This is a genomic window from Nostoc sp. FACHB-190 (assembly GCF_014696905.1).
Lineage (GTDB): Bacteria > Cyanobacteriota > Cyanobacteriia > Cyanobacteriales > Nostocaceae > Nostoc_B.
Genome location: NZ_JACJQW010000051.1, coordinates 22,777 through 39,396, shown reverse-complemented (window position 1 = coordinate 39,396; position 16,620 = coordinate 22,777). Strand labels below are relative to the sequence as shown.

At 40.6% G+C, this 16,620-nt stretch carries 12 protein-coding genes; 4 read left to right on the top strand and 8 right to left on the bottom strand.

Annotation, left to right across the window (positions count from 1 at the left end; all coding sequences use genetic code 11):
- Nucleotides 1-52: 52 nt before the first annotated feature.
- The 3 genes from H6G28_RS32080 to cas6 form a co-directional block, all read right to left on the bottom strand.
- Nucleotides 53-613 carry a restriction endonuclease subunit S domain-containing protein gene (locus tag H6G28_RS32080; RefSeq protein WP_190676993.1) on the bottom strand — a complete coding sequence of 187 codons (561 nt, stop codon included), beginning with the start codon at nt 611-613 and terminating at the stop codon, nt 53-55.
- The gene (locus tag H6G28_RS32075; protein ID WP_190676987.1) at nt 610-2,232 is read right to left on the bottom strand and encodes a type I restriction-modification system subunit M; all 1,623 of its coding nucleotides are present in this window, start codon (nt 2,230-2,232) and stop codon (nt 610-612) included. Before H6G28_RS32075 ends, H6G28_RS32080 begins: the two co-directional genes overlap by 4 nt.
- A gap of 198 nt (nt 2,233-2,430) precedes the next feature.
- Entirely contained in the window at nt 2,431-2,826 is a 396-nt protein-coding gene (gene cas6, locus H6G28_RS32070) for a type I-MYXAN CRISPR-associated protein Cas6/Cmx6 (protein WP_242054703.1), read from the bottom strand.
- Between the two features lie 803 nt (nt 2,827-3,629).
- On the opposite strand from cas6, the gene H6G28_RS32065 reads away from it, so the two are divergent.
- Nucleotides 3,630-4,952 carry a Sll1247 family protein gene (locus H6G28_RS32065; RefSeq protein WP_190676985.1) on the top strand — a complete coding sequence of 441 codons (1,323 nt, stop codon included), beginning with the start codon at nt 3,630-3,632 and terminating at the stop codon, nt 4,950-4,952.
- A 56-nt stretch (nt 4,953-5,008) separates the two neighbouring features.
- On the opposite strand, the gene H6G28_RS32060 is transcribed toward H6G28_RS32065, so the two are convergent.
- The 4 genes from H6G28_RS32060 to H6G28_RS32045 form a co-directional block, all read right to left on the bottom strand.
- A complete protein-coding gene (locus H6G28_RS32060) occupies nt 5,009-5,680 on the bottom strand; it encodes a cadmium resistance transporter (RefSeq protein WP_190591697.1) in 672 nt (223 codons plus the stop codon).
- 351 nt (nt 5,681-6,031) lie between these two features.
- Nucleotides 6,032-11,872 (bottom strand): translocation/assembly module TamB domain-containing protein, encoded by a 5,841-nt coding sequence (locus H6G28_RS32055; protein ID WP_190676983.1) that lies wholly within the window; start codon nt 11,870-11,872, stop codon nt 6,032-6,034.
- Between the two features lie 602 nt (nt 11,873-12,474).
- Complete coding sequence (locus H6G28_RS32050; RefSeq protein ID WP_190676991.1) at nt 12,475-13,125, bottom strand: sigma-70 family RNA polymerase sigma factor; 651 nt, start codon at nt 13,123-13,125, stop codon at nt 12,475-12,477.
- Between the two features lie 137 nt (nt 13,126-13,262).
- Nucleotides 13,263-13,814, bottom strand: a complete 552-nt coding sequence (locus tag H6G28_RS32045) for a PadR family transcriptional regulator (protein WP_190591699.1) — start codon at nt 13,812-13,814, stop codon at nt 13,263-13,265.
- 37 nt (nt 13,815-13,851) lie between these two features.
- Here H6G28_RS32045 and H6G28_RS32040 point away from each other — a divergent pair, with 37 nt between their 5' ends.
- The 3 genes from H6G28_RS32040 (at nt 13,852) to H6G28_RS32030 (ending at nt 15,545) form a co-directional block, all read left to right on the top strand.
- The gene (locus H6G28_RS32040; protein WP_242054702.1) at nt 13,852-14,412 is read left to right on the top strand and encodes a DUF4188 domain-containing protein; all 561 of its coding nucleotides are present in this window, start codon (nt 13,852-13,854) and stop codon (nt 14,410-14,412) included.
- A gap of 127 nt (nt 14,413-14,539) precedes the next feature.
- Nucleotides 14,540-14,911: a 2TM domain-containing protein gene (locus H6G28_RS32035; protein ID WP_190591701.1), complete on the top strand. Its 372-nt coding sequence runs from the start codon at nt 14,540-14,542 to the stop codon at nt 14,909-14,911.
- A gap of 124 nt (nt 14,912-15,035) precedes the next feature.
- Nucleotides 15,036-15,545 carry a GNAT family N-acetyltransferase gene (locus tag H6G28_RS32030; protein WP_190676981.1) on the top strand — a complete coding sequence of 170 codons (510 nt, stop codon included), beginning with the start codon at nt 15,036-15,038 and terminating at the stop codon, nt 15,543-15,545.
- A gap of 84 nt (nt 15,546-15,629) precedes the next feature.
- Here the strand turns inward: H6G28_RS32030 and H6G28_RS32025 are convergent, their stop codons facing one another.
- Nucleotides 15,630-16,382, bottom strand: coding sequence for a DNA-binding response regulator (locus H6G28_RS32025; protein WP_190591703.1), 753 nt, complete (start codon nt 16,380-16,382; stop codon nt 15,630-15,632).
- Between the last annotated feature and the right edge of the window lie 238 nt (nt 16,383-16,620).

Genomic DNA, 16,620 nt, shown 5'->3' with positions numbered 1-16,620 from the left:
AGAAATCCCTGAGCCTATTTTATTAACCCAGATTTTTGCCAAGCTTACTGCTTTAGGACGCATTCATAACGTTTCTACAAGCGTTGAACCCTCGTAAATTGGCAGAGGTATTGGTTATAGGAACTTGATTTCTAGTTGATTGAGACATTACTCGAGAGAACTGCCTCACAAAATATGACGTATTAAAGGAGTATAGTAAAAATTGATTGTTCAACTGAGAAAGGTCACATCTGTAATAAGTAACAGTTGTACTCAAAATGACAAATTCTAGGTCAGTTTTAAGAATACCTGTAGGGCCAACAGTTGCGTTGTGTGCAAAAATTACATCTCCTGCTCGAGCAATTCCTTTTTTGAATAACCTAGCTCTCTCAATAGGTAGCTTTTTTGAGTTATTTAAGTTGACATTTTGTCCATCCAAATCATTGGCTGAAATATAAGGGATACCTTCATCTGAAAACTCCTCACTTCGAGGGTAAAGCTCTCCATGATTTCCATCTAGATGATCAATAATAATATTTCTATCTAAGAGTGATTGAATTGATTCAGTGTTCCATGATCCTTCAAAATCAGGAAACCTTAATTGAGGAATATTTGAATTTACCTTCTTACTCATAACGGTGCCTCAATCCCCAATTCTTCACAAAACCCCCGAATCAGCCGATCCGTCTCCACCATCTGTTGATCAATTCCTCGAATCTCCCGCGCCACCGCGTCTAAATCAATTTTCTCCTCCTCCTCAAACGTATCCACATAACGGGGAATATTTAAATTAAAATCATTCTCCTCAATTTCCGTTAACGGAGCGCGATAACTATACTTCTCCTCCACCAACCGTTGCCGATAGGTAGAGACAATTTTGTCAACATCCTCATCCCGCAAATAATTCTGATTCTTCGCCTTTTCAAAATAGGCACTGGCATCAATAAATAAAATATCTTCAGGATTTTCCCGACACTTCTTAAACACCAAAATACAAGTCGGGATACTCGTCCCATAAAAAATATTCGCAGGCAACCCAATCACCGCATCCAACCAATTCCGCTCCTTGATTAGATACTGGCGAATATGCCCCTCCGCCCCTCCTCGAAACAAAACCCCGTGGGGCAACACCACCGCCATAATGCCGTTCTCATCTAAGTGATGCAGCATGTGCTGGACAAAGGCAAAATCAGCCTTAGAAGCTGGGGCTAACTTTCCATACTGACTAAAGCGATCGTCCGACTCAAACAGCTTATTCGCACTCCACTGCGCCGAAAACGGCGGATTTGCCACCACCGCCTCAAACCGCATTCCCTCATGCTGGGGGTTCTCTAACGTATCCTCTTGCCTAAGATCAAAATTGCGATAATGCACCCCATGTAAAATCATGTTCATCCGCGCCAGGTTGTAAGTCGTGCGGTTCATCTCTTGTCCGTAAAAATCCCCGACTGATTCCACCTCCCGCGCCACCCGTAGCAGTAAAGATCCCGATCCACAGGTAGGGTCATACACCGACTTCAGACGACTCTTCCCCGTCGTCACAATCTTCGCCAACACCTTAGAAACCTGCTGCGGCGTGTAAAATTCCCCCGCCTTCTTCCCCGCACCACTGGCAAACTGCCCAATCAAATACTCATAGGCATCCCCCAGCACATCGCTCTCGGTTTCCTCTAGCCGAAAATCAATCTTATTTAGATGCACTAAAATTTTGGCAATTAAAGCATTTTTCGCCTTCGGAGTCCGCCCCAACTTCGTTGAATTCAGATCCAGATCCTCAAACAAATGATCAAAATCTTCCTCACTTTCCTTGCCCATTGTGGAGCGTTCAATACCGTTAAGCACCTGGGCTAGATCATCCAAAATAAAATTTGAGGACTCAAAATCCTCATCCCTCAAATTTTCTTCAGTGGCTCTTTTCGCTCCTAATGCCCGCTCCGCTAAAGAACTGAACAATTCTGACGGCTTGAGAAAATATCCCAGCGTGGCGATCGACTCTTCCCGAATCGCCTCTATATATTCTTGCCCCTCCTCCGAAGATTCATCAATCTCCAAAAAGTCAATGCCATCCTCCGCTAACACTTCATTGGCATAAAGATGCTGCCGCTCAGAGAGGTACTTGTAGAAAATAAACCCTAAGCAATAATCCCGAAACTCATCAGCATTCATCTTGCCCCGAAGCGAGTCGGCAATATTCCATAGCTGGGTTTCTAGTTTTTTCTTGTGTCCGTTTTGTCCGTTCAGTCCGTTTGTCATTTATATCTCGTACTGGGCGATCGCAAGCACTGCCAAGAAGTGGTATCTAAGCAACGTATAGAGTAACACACAAGATGATTCCTTGGTACAGTGCGTAAGTCCTAATATTGTGCTAGATGAGTATAGCAAGTTTATAGTTATTGACCCGCGAAACAAAACGCCGCTAAAGATACTAATGGCTTACCAAAAATTAAAATCTCAACATTGCGATCGCATTTTTATCCCTTTAATTATAACTAATCTGGAATAGACACTCTCTGAAGAAATTAACGGTTTGTAGTCGGGAATATCTAGTTGATAAGAATTTTGACCTATGTGAAAAGCTTGACCTGCTAAATAAGGATAAATTAAAGGAATTTGTTGATGATGAATCCGAATTTTTAGACGAGATTGAGGAGTAAGTTCAAGCAACTTGTTCCTGGTCGGGACTCCTGCGATCGGATGAATCCCAATAGACTCTAGTTCGTGAAGGATAGGACAAATCCTGGACAAAGAACTATAGATAACATAACCACTATCAAGAGGAATCGGTGCGCCTCTCAGCTTAAATGTTAAGTCTACATATTCCTCACTGTGAAGTAATATGGCTGCCATAGATGGAAGTTTTGAGAAAAATTTAAAGATGGCAGAGTTTGTTTAATACATCAATATTCTTTTGTGTAAAATTGTCCTCAGTGTCATCGCCAACTAATTTGGTTAGACTGGCAATCAGTTTAGGGTATTATTCGCAGTGTTCTCACTGCTTAGGCAGATATTATACTACTCCAGTAGTTACTCAGAAAAGATTGATCGCCAAAAGTCTCTATTCCATACCAGCATGAATCGCTTCTGCTCCATTCTCAAAAATCTGGTGCTTTTCTGCTTTCTATGTTTGATTGGACTCACGGCAAGCTTATCCTTCCATTTTGGACAAGCGGCAAACTTATGGTTCCAAACTAGAAATTTTATCCAAAATTAGCTGACGCAAGAATGAGGGTTATAGTGTTGTTGACGGCAAAGTTATGCTTCCAGTGGCGGCAAAGTTATGGGTGAAGTCACATAAGTAATACTAAGCAGGCTTAACTGTATATATACAATTCGGACTTAGGCAATAAGGGACTTTTATAGTAGGAGGCGGGAGGAAATGTATCTAAAATCCTGATATCCCACAACCTTTCACCCTTACACCCAATCTCCACAGAAAATTTTTGTACGTAAGTACTGTGAAATAACCAATAACCGTAATTTTCCTGAAATATTGAGCTTTGTAAATTTAATTTTGAAGAAGACTTCAGTAAATTCATCAAAACTCATTCAAAAAATTACCTTATCTTTGAAAAATTGATTGATACTGATGGCTATCACAGGTAATCTAATGAATAATAGATACATTAACTTCATTGGTCTTGAGAACTTCCATGACCACTCACAGTCTGTTTACTGATTTAGAAGAACAAAATTTTGTTAAACCCAATTCTCAGCTATTGAATCTCCAACTTGGGCAAGAAAAAATATATAGCTTCTTCATGGAAATTGTGAATGAAAAGTCTCCAGAAGAAGTTTTGCGAGAATTTAAAAGATTATTTTTTGACTTTCTAGAATCAGGTAGTTTAAATACAGTACCTCTCATTCGGAAAATTCTCTCAGCCAACAATGAGCAGGAATTTCGGAATACTATTAAGCGTTGTTGCTATATCATAGTTAATAACTGGGCATCTAAAAGAAAATATGAATCTATTCAAGAACTAATTAACTTATTAGTTAATTATGATGTTACATGTAAAAAAAGTAGTTATACCAGTTTACATACATATAAAAGTTGGCTCAAAAACTTTGTTAAGAGTGAAGACTATCAAGAATTAAAATTATTTGCTCATAAACACGATCACAAAGGTAAAGCTCACTGGAGCAATCGGTACGCAGCTTATTTATTAGTTGCCCAATCTTTAGATGCTAATAACCCTAAAGAGCAACAAGAGGCAGCTAGGCAACTTTCTAAGCAAATGAAGGACAATTTTAAATTTGAACTAGCAATGTATATTGCCCGTTCTCAGTCCTCGGCTTCTAGTACTACACGCTATGTCAACCCTAGCATCTTGGGCGATAATGTTTTACGCCTGATTAAAATGATTATCGTGAAAAAGGGGTTATTTAGTTATGAAAATTTAGCCCATATATTTATTAAACAAACACAGGAGCAAACATTTCAAGATTTTAAAGAAAGTATACGTAAGTATTTGTTTTTCTCTGTTAAAAATTTGGAGTTAGTCAAAATATTAAATCAGCAATTAAAAGAAAATTTAGCTGATTGGAAGCCAGAATGTGATGAAGAGATTTTAGATAAAAACTTATTTTTACGAAGCTGTAATCGGTTGATTGACTGTCTAACTACAGAAAATGGTCGAGAGCCTTCACAATTATTTACTTTATTACTTTCTCAAGGTCATCCATTAACTTTAGTAATCATTCTCCTCAAAATCATTTTAATTTGTCAGAATTCTCGCAGCCATTTAGAACTTAGAATTGCTCATTTAATTCGTTATTATGAAAAATTACCTAAAGATGAGTGCAAATGGGTCATTCATTTTCTAGAAATTTTTAATATCACTTTTGCTATCTATGCTGAAAACATTGAATATAACTTGATTAAAGTTGAAGAAGACAAACAAAACTCTCCAGGCAAATCTAAGATAGATACTTACCATGTGTTTTCCCAATTAAGGGAAAACATTTATCAATAGGTTGTAAAAAGATTGTTGGCTGGTAAATACTATGTTTGAGTGCAACTGACTGAATATTAGTGGGTAAACATAGCGATCGCAGGTAAAAGCTGATATGATTCACTTTTAATTAAGATAGAGCATCCTAAGTAAATTAATACCAAAGGAAAGACCTTACGACCGTAGCGAGTCAGAAGCGGTGCCATCAGAGGATTACGGGTTAACACATAAGATAAGCAGCACCATAAGCCAACAGTGCAGTAACAAATACCAAGAATTACGCCTAAGCTGGGAAGATCACTACTAGCAAACAATGGTACATAAATACCAATATTATTACCGCCATTGGCAATAGTCACTGCGGAAACACGATAAGTTTGAGGATCACGCAGGGTAGCCCAAAGAGATTTTTTACGGTGCTTGGTTTTAGTCGCAGAAAAATCAACGGAGACGGTTTGTACGGTTTCAGCTTCTGTTTCTTTAGTTAATAAATGATTAATTCCAATTGCGATGGGTAAAAAACCTAGTAAACCAATCCAAGCTGTGGGTAAAATCAACCCACCCAAAAAACCAGGAAGACTCGCCAAGACTAATACGGTAAAGCCTAAAAATTCACCAAGAATAATATTTTGTGGACGGAAATGACGATTAACTTTACCAAAGAAAGCTGTCAAATATAAGTTGTCATCAAAAGTAGTTGCGATCGCAGCAGAGATGCCAATAATTATGGTACTAGTTAGCCAATTCATAGTTGTTGCGTCAGGTAATGTAACACTCCAAAATCTGGAGGATTTATTAGCAATGCCCATCAATCAAACTTGATGTGTTATTTCAGCTAGGTACCTTAGCCGCCTATGTCATAAATATTATGGCTAACCACTAAATAGGAGCAAATATTCTTTTTTGTTAAATCAATAAAAAAAGATTATTGATAGTTGTAGAGACGTTGTATACAACGTCTTTACTTGGTGTAGGAGTGTGAATGGGTGAGGTGTAGCTGGAGAAAATCAACCGCCGATGCAAGAGGATGCACACAGATGCACGCCGATAAATTTTTACTTCAGTAGACTAGGAAACGCCATACTGTAGCCTTCACCGAATTAAAACCTTGTTTGATACTCAATCACGGCGCGACTATCATCTTCTAAGTTAGTAGAAGCGCGTATCCGTAATTCATCGTTAATGCGGTAATTTATCCCCCACTGAAAGGGGTCATTGGCAGTTAAAATCTTGATGCTAGAAATCGAAAACTTTGTAGAAATATCAACACCAGCTTCAGCCGCTAATTCTAATGTAGAACTACTTCTCCCTGCTTCGGGATTATCAGAAATTACAGTTGGGAAGATGCGAAATTCACTCAAACCAAAAGCATTGGCAATTTGATTAAATGTTGTTTGAAAGTTATTAAATACGGCGGAACCTGCAATATTAATTAAGCCTAATGTACTATCAGCACGTCCTTGAGTATCAATAAACCCACCGCCTAATAAAGCGACAATTTCGGTTTGACTGCGTGAGGGACTGCTGGTGAGTTCGAGATTTTCGTTGAGTTTACTAGCAGGCCCTTGGACTCTTGCTTCCACGCGCACACTTTCTAATGAACCTAAGCCGCCGATGGAATTGCTTCTGCTAACATCTGATGTTTGCACTGCATCTAGGACTTTGGCAAATAACCGCACATCTAAAATGGGATCACGGGGTGAGTCAGTCCGAAATGTGGCTGTATTTTTATAGCCACCCACTAAGTTAAATTGGGTGGTAAATAAATTCACGCCACCCTTTTGCAGCCGAATTGTCCCATTAGGTATAGGCTGATTTAAAGCGCCATTAACTTTTAAATTACCTGTAGCACTAAAGCTCAGAATTGGCGGACGAATAATTTGGATATTACTACCTAATGTTAATTCGAGATTATTTAATCTAGCGACATTAGCATTATTTCTCGCTTCGGGTTTATCTTGTTTATTAGCTTTGACAGCATCACTATTTGTCGCTTCATTAGTATTAGTTGATTCTGCTAATAAAACCTGACCATCAGATAAGCGAATTTGACCGCCAATCAGGGGATTTAAGGCTGAACCTGTAATTTGTAAATTACCACTGGCACCACCTTTATATAATCCTTTGAGATTTAAATTTAATTTTTCTAAATTAACTGTCAGGGGATTACTTGCGACTTCTCCATTATTAAAGACAGGAATTTCCCCAGCCGCGTTTACTTGACCCCGACTAAATCTGCCTTCAACACCTTCTACAACAATGCGGTCAAAATTGAAATTTATCTTGCCTGTGACTTGCCTAATTTTACCGGGTAAAGCTTGGGCGGCAAAAGTGGCATCTTTGACGCTGGCAATTCCGGTTAACTCTGGGCGTTGTCTGGTTCCCCGGACTGTTAAATCAATTTCACCTTCGCCTTTTTCAAAGGCTATTTGATCTGTTAACAGATTTAGTAGTGCTAATCCTTCATTGCGGACTTTGACATCTAAACTAATTTCATTACTGGCGGGGGCGGTAGTTGCAAAGGGTAATTGATAAGGAATGCTGCCACTAATATTAACTGGTTCTGGCCCGGCAACAGAGACATTACTACCAAAGTTCAAGCGACCATTGATATAGCTAAAGCTGGCGGTAGCTGCTTCTACTGGCTTTTGATTCAGGGTTCCATCGGTAATTTCTAATTCGCCTTGGGCTTGGGGATTAGTTATTCCACCTGCTAAGGCGGCGGAACCATTCAAATTACCTGTGATATCAATTGGAAGTTTGACAAAGTTATTAATTAAGGCGATGGGAAAATTATTAACTCGTAACTGACCTGATTGGTCTTTACCGCCGACATTACCTGTGAAAGCTAAAAGACTATTATCTAACTCTATGCGTAACGGGCGTAACTGCAAGACACCATTTTCAAAGCTACCTTGGGCAATGATTTGTTTGGCATTGTAGTAGTGATCGCCTTCGCTTTCTTTACCCCAGGTAAAGTTCTGTCCGTTAATATTAAACTGTACTGATAACCCGTTGGCTGTGGCTGTATCTAAGGCAATATCGCCGTTAAAGGTTCCCTGCAAGTCTGCCAGTTCTGGTAATAAATTGTTATCCCGCCGTTGTTGTTGCTGTTGTGCGAGTTCTGCTTCAATTTCGTAAAAGCGGCGCAGTTGATCAAATAAAGATCGATTGGGTAAACCGCGAGAGTTGGTAGTTAAATCGGCGGCTGTGCCGTAAGCTGGTTCTGATAAACCACGCTGAAAGTCTTGGATTTCAAATATTTGGGCAACGGCTAATACATCTTGGATTTTGCCTTGGCTGATGTTGATTTTGCCTTGGAGTTGCGGCCCTTTGGGACTTTGACCCAAACTCCCCGCAAAGGCATAAATACTGTTACCTTTGACAAATTTACTACTGGTGAGTGTGGCTTTACCATTGGCAAAGCTGAATTGGGCTGTTAATTCGTTGCCTTGAATGCGTCCAATTTTTGGAGATGCGATCGCTAAATTACCATTGGCGGCAAATGTTTGTTGATTAACTTGCAAGTCGCCACTAATTAACCCAGCTACCGTACCTGTACCTAAGCGCAAAGCTGGTGGTACCGGTACATTCAAGATTTGTAAGGGGAATTTCTGTACATTCAAGGCGATGTTATTGCCTTGAAATTGTCCTTTGGCTGAGGCATCTTGCCACTGTATAAAAAAGGATTGGGGGCGATTCTTGCTGTCTAAATTGAAGGCGATGCGGTCTCGATTGCCCATTAAATTTAAGTTCAAGCCGCGCCCTTGGGCAGAATCAATGCTACCTGTTAACAGTGATTCAAAAGCAATGTTTTGTACTACCAAGTCCCGTAAGGCAATTTTGCCACTGACGTTTGGTAAGGGTAACTTGCCTGTAACTCTGCCGTCAAAATCTACCTTGCCTTTCAACGCCACTTGATTAGGCAAATTAATTGGTAACTGTTGCAAATTATAGTCCTGGGCTTGGACATTTAAATTTAAGGCGGTAATTTCTGGGATGCCTGCTTTCTTGGCGTTGGCTGTGATGTCTCCGGTGACATTTAAACCAGGGGCGGTGAGTTGATTAATTGCTAGTTTCTCACCATTCCAAGCGATCGCAGCTGTTAATGGTCGTTCTAAACCGGGCAAACCTTGGGATAACTCCACTTTCCCAGAGGCATTCAAATTAGCTAACGTTGCCGAACCCAGCGCCCCAGCGACTTGTAATCTACCGCCCAATTGCCCCCGCAATTGCTGATTCAACTTGGTTAACTGCACATCAGCCGCATCCAAGATGGCTTGATAGCGTCCTTGATTTACTTGAATATTCGTGGCGGTAATTGTCCCCCCGGCAATATTCAACTTGCCTTGACCACTAGCTTGAATGGTTTGGGGTTGGAAGGATGTCACCGAACCAGCCACGTTTAATTGACCTGTTAAATTGCCTTGGAATTGGGGCGGGACGGCTGCTAATTTTTGCAAGGGTACATTATTCGCTGCGACTTGTGCCTGATAACGACCGTCAGCCACGCGAATATTAGATGCAGCGATTGTCCCCCCTGCCACATTCAATTTAGCTTGACCACTGGCTTGGATGGTTTGGGGTTGGAAGGATGTCACCGAACCAGCCACGTTTAATTGACCTGTTAAATTGCCTTGGAATTGGGGCGGGACTTTGGTTAAGCGTTGAACTGGTACATTGTTAGCTTGAATCTGCGCTTGATAACGACCGTTATTAACTTTGATATTTGCGGCATTAATTGTCCCCCCAGCAACCGTTAACTTGGCTTGACCACTGGCTTGGATAGTTTGGGGTTGGAAGGATGTCACCGAACCAGCCACATTAAATTGACCAGCTAACCGACCGCGAATTGGTGAAGTTTTGGGTGTGAGTTCTTGGACAGCCAAATTATTTGCCACTAACTGCGCTTGATAATTGCCATTGGCGAGTTGAATATTGGTGGCTGTAACTATCCCACCTGCAACGCTAAAGTTAGCTTTGCCACTCCCACGCAGCGTTTTTAAGCTGAGGTTATCTCGGTTCCCTGCAATTTGGAAGGTTCCCGCCAAGCGCCCTTGCAAAGCTGGGGGTGCTTGTTTGAGAATACGTCCTACGTTGATATTATTGGCAACTAATTGGGCGGCAAAGTTTTGGTTTTGGAGTTGGACACTGGCAATGGCAATTGTCCCACCCGCAATCTGCACTGCTGCCCCTTGACTCCGAATTGATGTCAGTTGAAATGGCCCGCTAGTCCCAGCTAAAATCAACCGCCCGTTAAATTCTGCCCCATCCAAGGAAACGTTTTGCAGTTGATTTTTATTTACAAAGGGTTCTAACTCTACACCATCACCTGTGACGACGGCTTGCCAACGTTCTTTGGCATAAGTACCCACCGCCCGGACTACCCCGCGACCAACTTTCAGGGCGACATTTTGGAAGTAGATAGTGCGATCGCTGGCAATGATCAATTCCCCTCTACCTGGGTAGGTGGCTTGGGGTACTTGCCACTGTACAGCCGTTCTCACGTTGGTAGGCGTACCTGTAACTTGGGCGGTGGCGGCGACTCTGCCAATGCGGAAAGTCGGGCTGGAATTGTAGATTTTAGCGATCGCATCTCCCGCTAAATTCTTGGCAGTAAAAGCCAAATTCAATCTTGGACTTTTACCCACCGATATTTGACCGCCCCCAATAATTGCCCCACCTACCGTAGTTTCGCCTTGAACATCTCGCAAGGTTAACAAGGCATCATTCGCCGAAAATTCAAACTTACTCGTAATACTTTTAAAGTTAATTTTATCAATCCGAGCCGTGTTAATTGTGGCAACCGCACCAGAGAGAATCGGGTTTGTTGCTTTGCCTGTAATTTGGATATCCGCTTTCAGTTGCCCCGTTACAGGTACAGGTAATTTCAACTTGAGTGTACTTTGGGCATTGGCGACACTCACTGTTTTAATTCGCCCAGTTAACTGAAGGCCTGTTTTACTATCAATAATGCCGTTGGCAACTACAGGAATTTTGCCGTAGTTGGTATTGAGGTTATCCAGCCAGATTTCTGTCCCTTTGAAGTAAATATCCCCTTCTGTATTACTTAATAGTTGGGGGACACGGGGAATTTGCAGCGTCACTTTTTCTAAATCAGCACTGCCATACAATAAAGGAGTTTGTTCGGGCGCAAGTTTAACTTGCAAGTCGCCATTCACTTTCCCTGCTTGCAAATTCAGGGGTAACTTGACCAAACTCGTAACTGTGGAAGCGAGTAAATCTTGTCCATGCAACCTGATGTCAGCCACTAGCGTTTTTGGGCGGAATTGTCCTTTAACTGCCACATTCCCACCGCTTTCTGCTTGTCCCGCCACATAAAAATTCACCAGTTGGTTATTCTCCAACAGTTGGGCAGAACCGTTAAGTTGAGCAAATGTTACTACCCCTCTTTTCTGTTGACCGAGTAGGTTCACTTTGCCATTCCGCAACCGCAGATGAGCTAAATCCGTTTTAATTAATCCGCTTTTACCAGGTGGTGCAATGGTGGTTGTAATCCAACGTCCTTGACCGTCCTGTTCAATGTAGACATCAGGGTTAACCAAGGTGACATCCAACTTCAACTGACGGTTAAAAATTAATTGCCACAAATTAAAACCCACTTCGACAGCCGCCACTGCTGCTTTATCGGGGTCTGTAGGTGTGGCAGGAATTTCCGAAGCCCCAAAATTGACACCTGTGAGGGAAAAATTGGTTACTTTCCCCAATTTGACGGGACGGTTAATTGTATTGGTAAGGCTTTGTTCTGCTAACGGTGCTAACTCTTTTTGGATAAAACTTTGTAACCGCCAAATCCCTAGAATCAGTCCTACTAACAAGACTCCTAACAACGGAATGCCAGCCCGACTTAAAATCAGCAACCACATCCGCACACGGGTACGGGATTTAATTTGACGTTCTGGATGGCGAGAGTTAGTCATGTGGTTTCACTCTATACTTGCTGAACCTAGGGGGAACGTGACTGGCACTAACAGCATATTTGTTCACTATGCCAAATTCCAGGAACCAAACTAATTTTAGACCTGGGAATTTGCAAGACCTTGGTCAACTCATTTTATTCATAGGAGTTGGGGGTATATTCAATTAAATTTCCGACGATCTGGAAAGTTGGGTGAATAAATAGAGTTCAAGGCTGAGGGAATCTACAGAGAAAGAAGTTACAAAATCCCTGTCCATCAAAATCATTTACCCACATCAACTAATTTGTTACCACTTAGATTTTAAAGGTATTAAGAGTTTCATTTATTTAAGCAATTTCACTATAAAGAAAATTAATTTTTTTGACTGTAAGCCGAAAAATCTCAAATATTGCCTGCTACTATTTATACTATATTTTTAGCGATTCATAAAGATGTAGTAAAGACTGTCAGTACGGAGACAGATGATCAAGTTCAAAGCCTGTTACTATCGTTAACTGGTCTGCTAGTATAACTAACGCTAATGCAAATGCGGTTAGATTAATCTGTATGAGGTACATTTCTCTAGCCCCTCTCCCCTTAAAAATTGTTACCATCTTCTACCTTTATAAAATGCCTTCAGATTCCGCAAAGTTTCGCAACCGTGGCAGACATTGACGCTGATAAAAGCTACTCAGGGTAGGAACAGGTAAGCCAAATTCCTCTGAGAGTTCTTTCCAGCTAACTTCCGGTGGTAAGCGTTTGAGAATTAATACCTGGCAGTTTACGTCTGGGCGACCTTTAACGTAAGTACCCCGTAATTCGCCATCTGCATCTATTTTTGCCCATATTTCCACGTTTTCGAGAATCGGCGGTACTTGGGGTGTCGCTTGGAGATTATCAGTTAAATCAACAATGTCTCCATTTCCACCTTGCCAAGACTGGCGCACTTGCAGAGGAACTGTTAAGGCTTGTTCTCGATGATAGTTGAGGTAAAAGTCTTGGAGTCTGCGTTTGAGATAGGCATTCAGCCAAGTTACTACAGTCCCATAGCTGGGGTCATAGGTTTGACCTGTTAAGCCATCACAAATGTTACGACAGAAATATAACCAAGTTTGTTGCAATGCGTCTTGATAATAGGGAGTACTTTCTCGCCAAAGTCTACCGGAAGTTAAACGGATGATTTTGGTCAGCAGCTTTTGACGCTGTGGACTTCCAGGGGGATAACCGCAGGCTTGAATGACTAAGTTGCGTAACTCTTCATCGAGTTCCATGATGGCAATTTTGACGAAAAAATAGCAAGAATATACTAAGTATTGCTTACAATTACATCCAAATATTAACCTGATGTTATGAATTGGCCATCTTAATGGATATAAGATTCCATATTTATTTAGCTTCTCAAATCAATGTTTTAGGTGGGGTTGCTTAAAAAAGCAATCATTTCCGCACACCAAGCCAGCCAAGCCTTTTCCGTCTGAATACCACAACGGAGAGTGACATATTGAAATTTCAATTCATCTGGTAATTCTTGGGGTTGAAGAAAGAACTTTTTCTCAATTTCTTGATAGACTGCTAACCTTTGTTGATGTTGACTTTGGTGAGTTTCGAGTTTTGTCAGGATAATTTCACGGTTTACTAAATACCCAGCATATAGCTTGATAAGTAAATCACTTTTAAATGGGGTTGCTGTTTCGGCTGTCGCAATCCATTCACATAATTGCTGTTTACCTAAGTCTGTAACTGAGTAAATTTTTTTATCTGGGCGATTTTCTTGCAAGACTTTTTCAGCTTGTAGCCAGCCTTGTTCTTCTAAGCGATTTAACTCTCGATAAATCTGCTGAAAGCTGGCTTCCCAAAAAAAACCTACTGAACCTTCTACAGATTTATCAAACCTTTTAGCCAAGTCGTAACCGCTACAAGGGCTATTGATCAACACTGACAAAATTGCGTGGGCTAAAGCCATAGTTTTTTGTTGACATATTCACATAGTTGAATATATCATGTTGATTATATTCAACTATGTGAATAATAACTTAGTTGAATATAATCAACATTCAGAGAATTTAGCCATGACAACAATCATGCCAGGACGCTTCACCGCCGAAGTAGACTCACCATTTGTAGTTTTCTTGATTGGGATGCGTGTTAACCAATTTTGGTCTTTTTCTAAATGGCTACCGGTGGCGCAAGCAATGACTCCAATGCTAAAAACCTTAAAAGAGCATCCCGAAAAAGGCTTTTTGGGTGGAGAACAGTTTTTTCAGGTGTCTCCCTTATCGGCGTTGATGGTGTCATACTGGCGATCGCTTGCAGATTTAGAAAATTTTGCTCGCAATCCTTCGGATCTGCATTTACCCGCTTGGCAACGCTTCAACAAAGCCGTTGGTAACGATGGCAGTGTGGGGATTTGGCACGAAACTTACATCATCGAACCCGGACACTACGAAGCAATTTATGGCAATATGCCAGCTTTTGGTTTAGCTGCGGCGACAAAACTTGTTCCCATCACCAAACGCACTGATACAGCCAGAGCCAGAGTCGAAAGAGTCAAACAATTTTAAATGGAAAAAGTTCTGAAAGGACAAAATTTTACCTTGATCTGCACAATGATGGCGACAGATAGAAAGCCAAAAATTTATTCTTGGTAACTCTGTCACCATCCCTCATGGAATCTAGGAGCCTAAATCTATGACAAGCTTTCGCTCAGAAGATGTACAGCAAATTCTTCAGCGAGCAATGGCTGATCAGCAAAAAGACGAATTTTCGGAACAGCAGCTACAAGAAATGGCGGCAGAACTGGGTATTTCATTTATTAGCCTGCAAACAGCCCAACAACAATGGCAGCAGGAAAAAGAAATCATCAAACGGCGACAAAGGTCTAATGCTCACCGCCTACAAAAAATCAAACCACATCTGATTAGTTATCTTGTGGTGAATCTGTTTTTAATTGTGTTGAATTTAACAACTAGCCCTAGTTACTTCTGGGCAATTTACCCGCTATTGGGTTGGGGATTAGGTCTTGGTCTACATATTATCAGCATTTACCTGCAAAAAGATTAGAAATTGGGGAGTGGGGAGTAGGACAAATCAAGAGTTTGGGGGATGTGGAAGCTCACAAGTGTAAAAATTGTGATTAAAATAATTTAGCTTCCTCATCACTCAATTTTTAGAAATTGGTTTTATAATGCTCAACATTCGCTGTGAAGCTGTGTTAGACTACCCGGCAATAGCTGAGGTAAATAGATTAGCCTTTGGACAAGAAAATGAGGCTAATCTAATAGATAAAATTCGTCTTTCCGACCGCTATATTCCAGAACTTTCATTAGTGGCGGAAATAGATAATCTTCTAGTTGGTCACATTTTATTTAGCTATATTGACCTAGTAAATACAGAAAAAATCAAAGTAATTGGTTTAGCACCGTTGGCAGTTCATCCCCAATTTCAAAGACAAGGAATTGGCAGTGCCTTAGTAGCAGCAGGGTTAAAAATAGCCGATGACAGAGGAGAAGTTTTAGTAATTGTATTAGGTCATCCCCACTTTTATCATCGCTTTGGTTTTCAGCCTTCTGTTATTTATCAAATCGAGTCTCCTTTTCCCGTACCAGATGATGTTTTTATGGTGAAACCACTGCAAAACTATCAGCCAAAGTATACGGGAAAGGTGGTTTATCCAGCTATTTTTGATGAGGTTTAGACTCATCACTAAGCAGAATACTTGAAAAGTAAAAGACTTTAAATCTGTCCGATAAAGTCACGTTTAGCAAGTTCTAAACAGCAGTTACCAAAAATCACCTCCCATAGGTGCAGAACCAACTATAAAATCAAAGTTGCCTTCACCCTTGCTATTTTTAAGTGTTTCGAGAATTTTTTTTGAGTTATCGTAGGGGCCACTAACAAAGCATGGTTTTCCGTTACGTCCACATTCAATGCGTATTTTTCCATCCCAGTTTCCGACGTGTGAGCGTGATTTTTCAAAGTCTTTGTGTGGTTTAAATCCTAAATTTTCGGCATATTCGCAAGTACTAAATATTATTCCAGCCGCAACTTCAAGCGGAATCTCTTTTGGTGTTTGGGGAAATGGCTCGAATAATAGTTCGACAAAGTTTTTAAATTCTTGTCGGTCTAATGTACGTGGTGGGATTGTATCTTTAATACCCAGGCACCAAACATCTAAAAGATAGCTACAAACCGTGATTTGATTGTATCGAGCTTCTCTGGCAATCACTACTAATCCTAAGCCACGCTCAATATCATCATTTTTCTTTGCTGGGATAATTTTGGTTAACAGATTTTTGATAACATTCTCTGATGAGTTGTGAGGCAATAGTTGGAGCAAATTTTCGCTGGCTAAACACTGGTATACAGGGTTTAGTTCTCCTGAAGCTAATCTATCTAATGTAGTTTGCTGCGCTTGATTTTGAATTGCGGCATTAACCTCTGAAACTTTAATCCCTAATTTTCGGGCTATTTGTTTGGGTGTTAAATTCAATGCCCTTAAATCGTTGATTTCTTGTTGATGTATTTCTGACATAAATTACTACTTTCTACAAACACCCTATGCAGAAATATTAAATCAAATATTGCTTTTATAATTTTAAGTTAGTCAAAAAAGTACACAAAGCATTACCAAATAATTGCTCACTATCGGCTTATTATCGCTTTCATCACCATACTTCAACCCATCCATTTAACCCAATCAGTAGCCACTGCGTTACTTTGGTTCTCAAAACAACCCAGTGGCTTGAATTCATAGAATTTTAGATTCTAGA

Bases quoted from the DNA above. Each gene is read 5' to 3' on its own strand.
- H6G28_RS32080 (WP_190676993.1), bottom strand. From the start codon at position 613: ATGAGTAAGAAGGTAAATTCAAATATTCCTCAATTAAGGTTTCCTGAT.
- H6G28_RS32075 (WP_190676987.1), bottom strand. From the start codon at position 2,232: ATGACAAACGGACTGAACGGACAAAACGGACACAAGAAAAAACTAGAA.
- cas6 (WP_242054703.1), bottom strand. From the start codon at position 2,826: ATGGCAGCCATATTACTTCACAGTGAGGAATATGTAGACTTAACATTT.
- H6G28_RS32065 (WP_190676985.1), top strand. From the start codon at position 3,630: ATGACCACTCACAGTCTGTTTACTGATTTAGAAGAACAAAATTTTGTT.
- H6G28_RS32060 (WP_190591697.1), bottom strand. From the start codon at position 5,680: ATGAATTGGCTAACTAGTACCATAATTATTGGCATCTCTGCTGCGATC.
- H6G28_RS32055 (WP_190676983.1), bottom strand. From the start codon at position 11,872: ATGACTAACTCTCGCCATCCAGAACGTCAAATTAAATCCCGTACCCGT.
- H6G28_RS32045 (WP_190591699.1), bottom strand. From the start codon at position 13,814: ATGGCTTTAGCCCACGCAATTTTGTCAGTGTTGATCAATAGCCCTTGT.
- H6G28_RS32040 (WP_242054702.1), top strand. From the start codon at position 13,852: ATGTTGATTATATTCAACTATGTGAATAATAACTTAGTTGAATATAAT.
- H6G28_RS32035 (WP_190591701.1), top strand. From the start codon at position 14,540: ATGACAAGCTTTCGCTCAGAAGATGTACAGCAAATTCTTCAGCGAGCA.
- H6G28_RS32030 (WP_190676981.1), top strand. From the start codon at position 15,036: ATGCTCAACATTCGCTGTGAAGCTGTGTTAGACTACCCGGCAATAGCT.
- H6G28_RS32025 (WP_190591703.1), bottom strand. From the start codon at position 16,382: ATGTCAGAAATACATCAACAAGAAATCAACGATTTAAGGGCATTGAAT.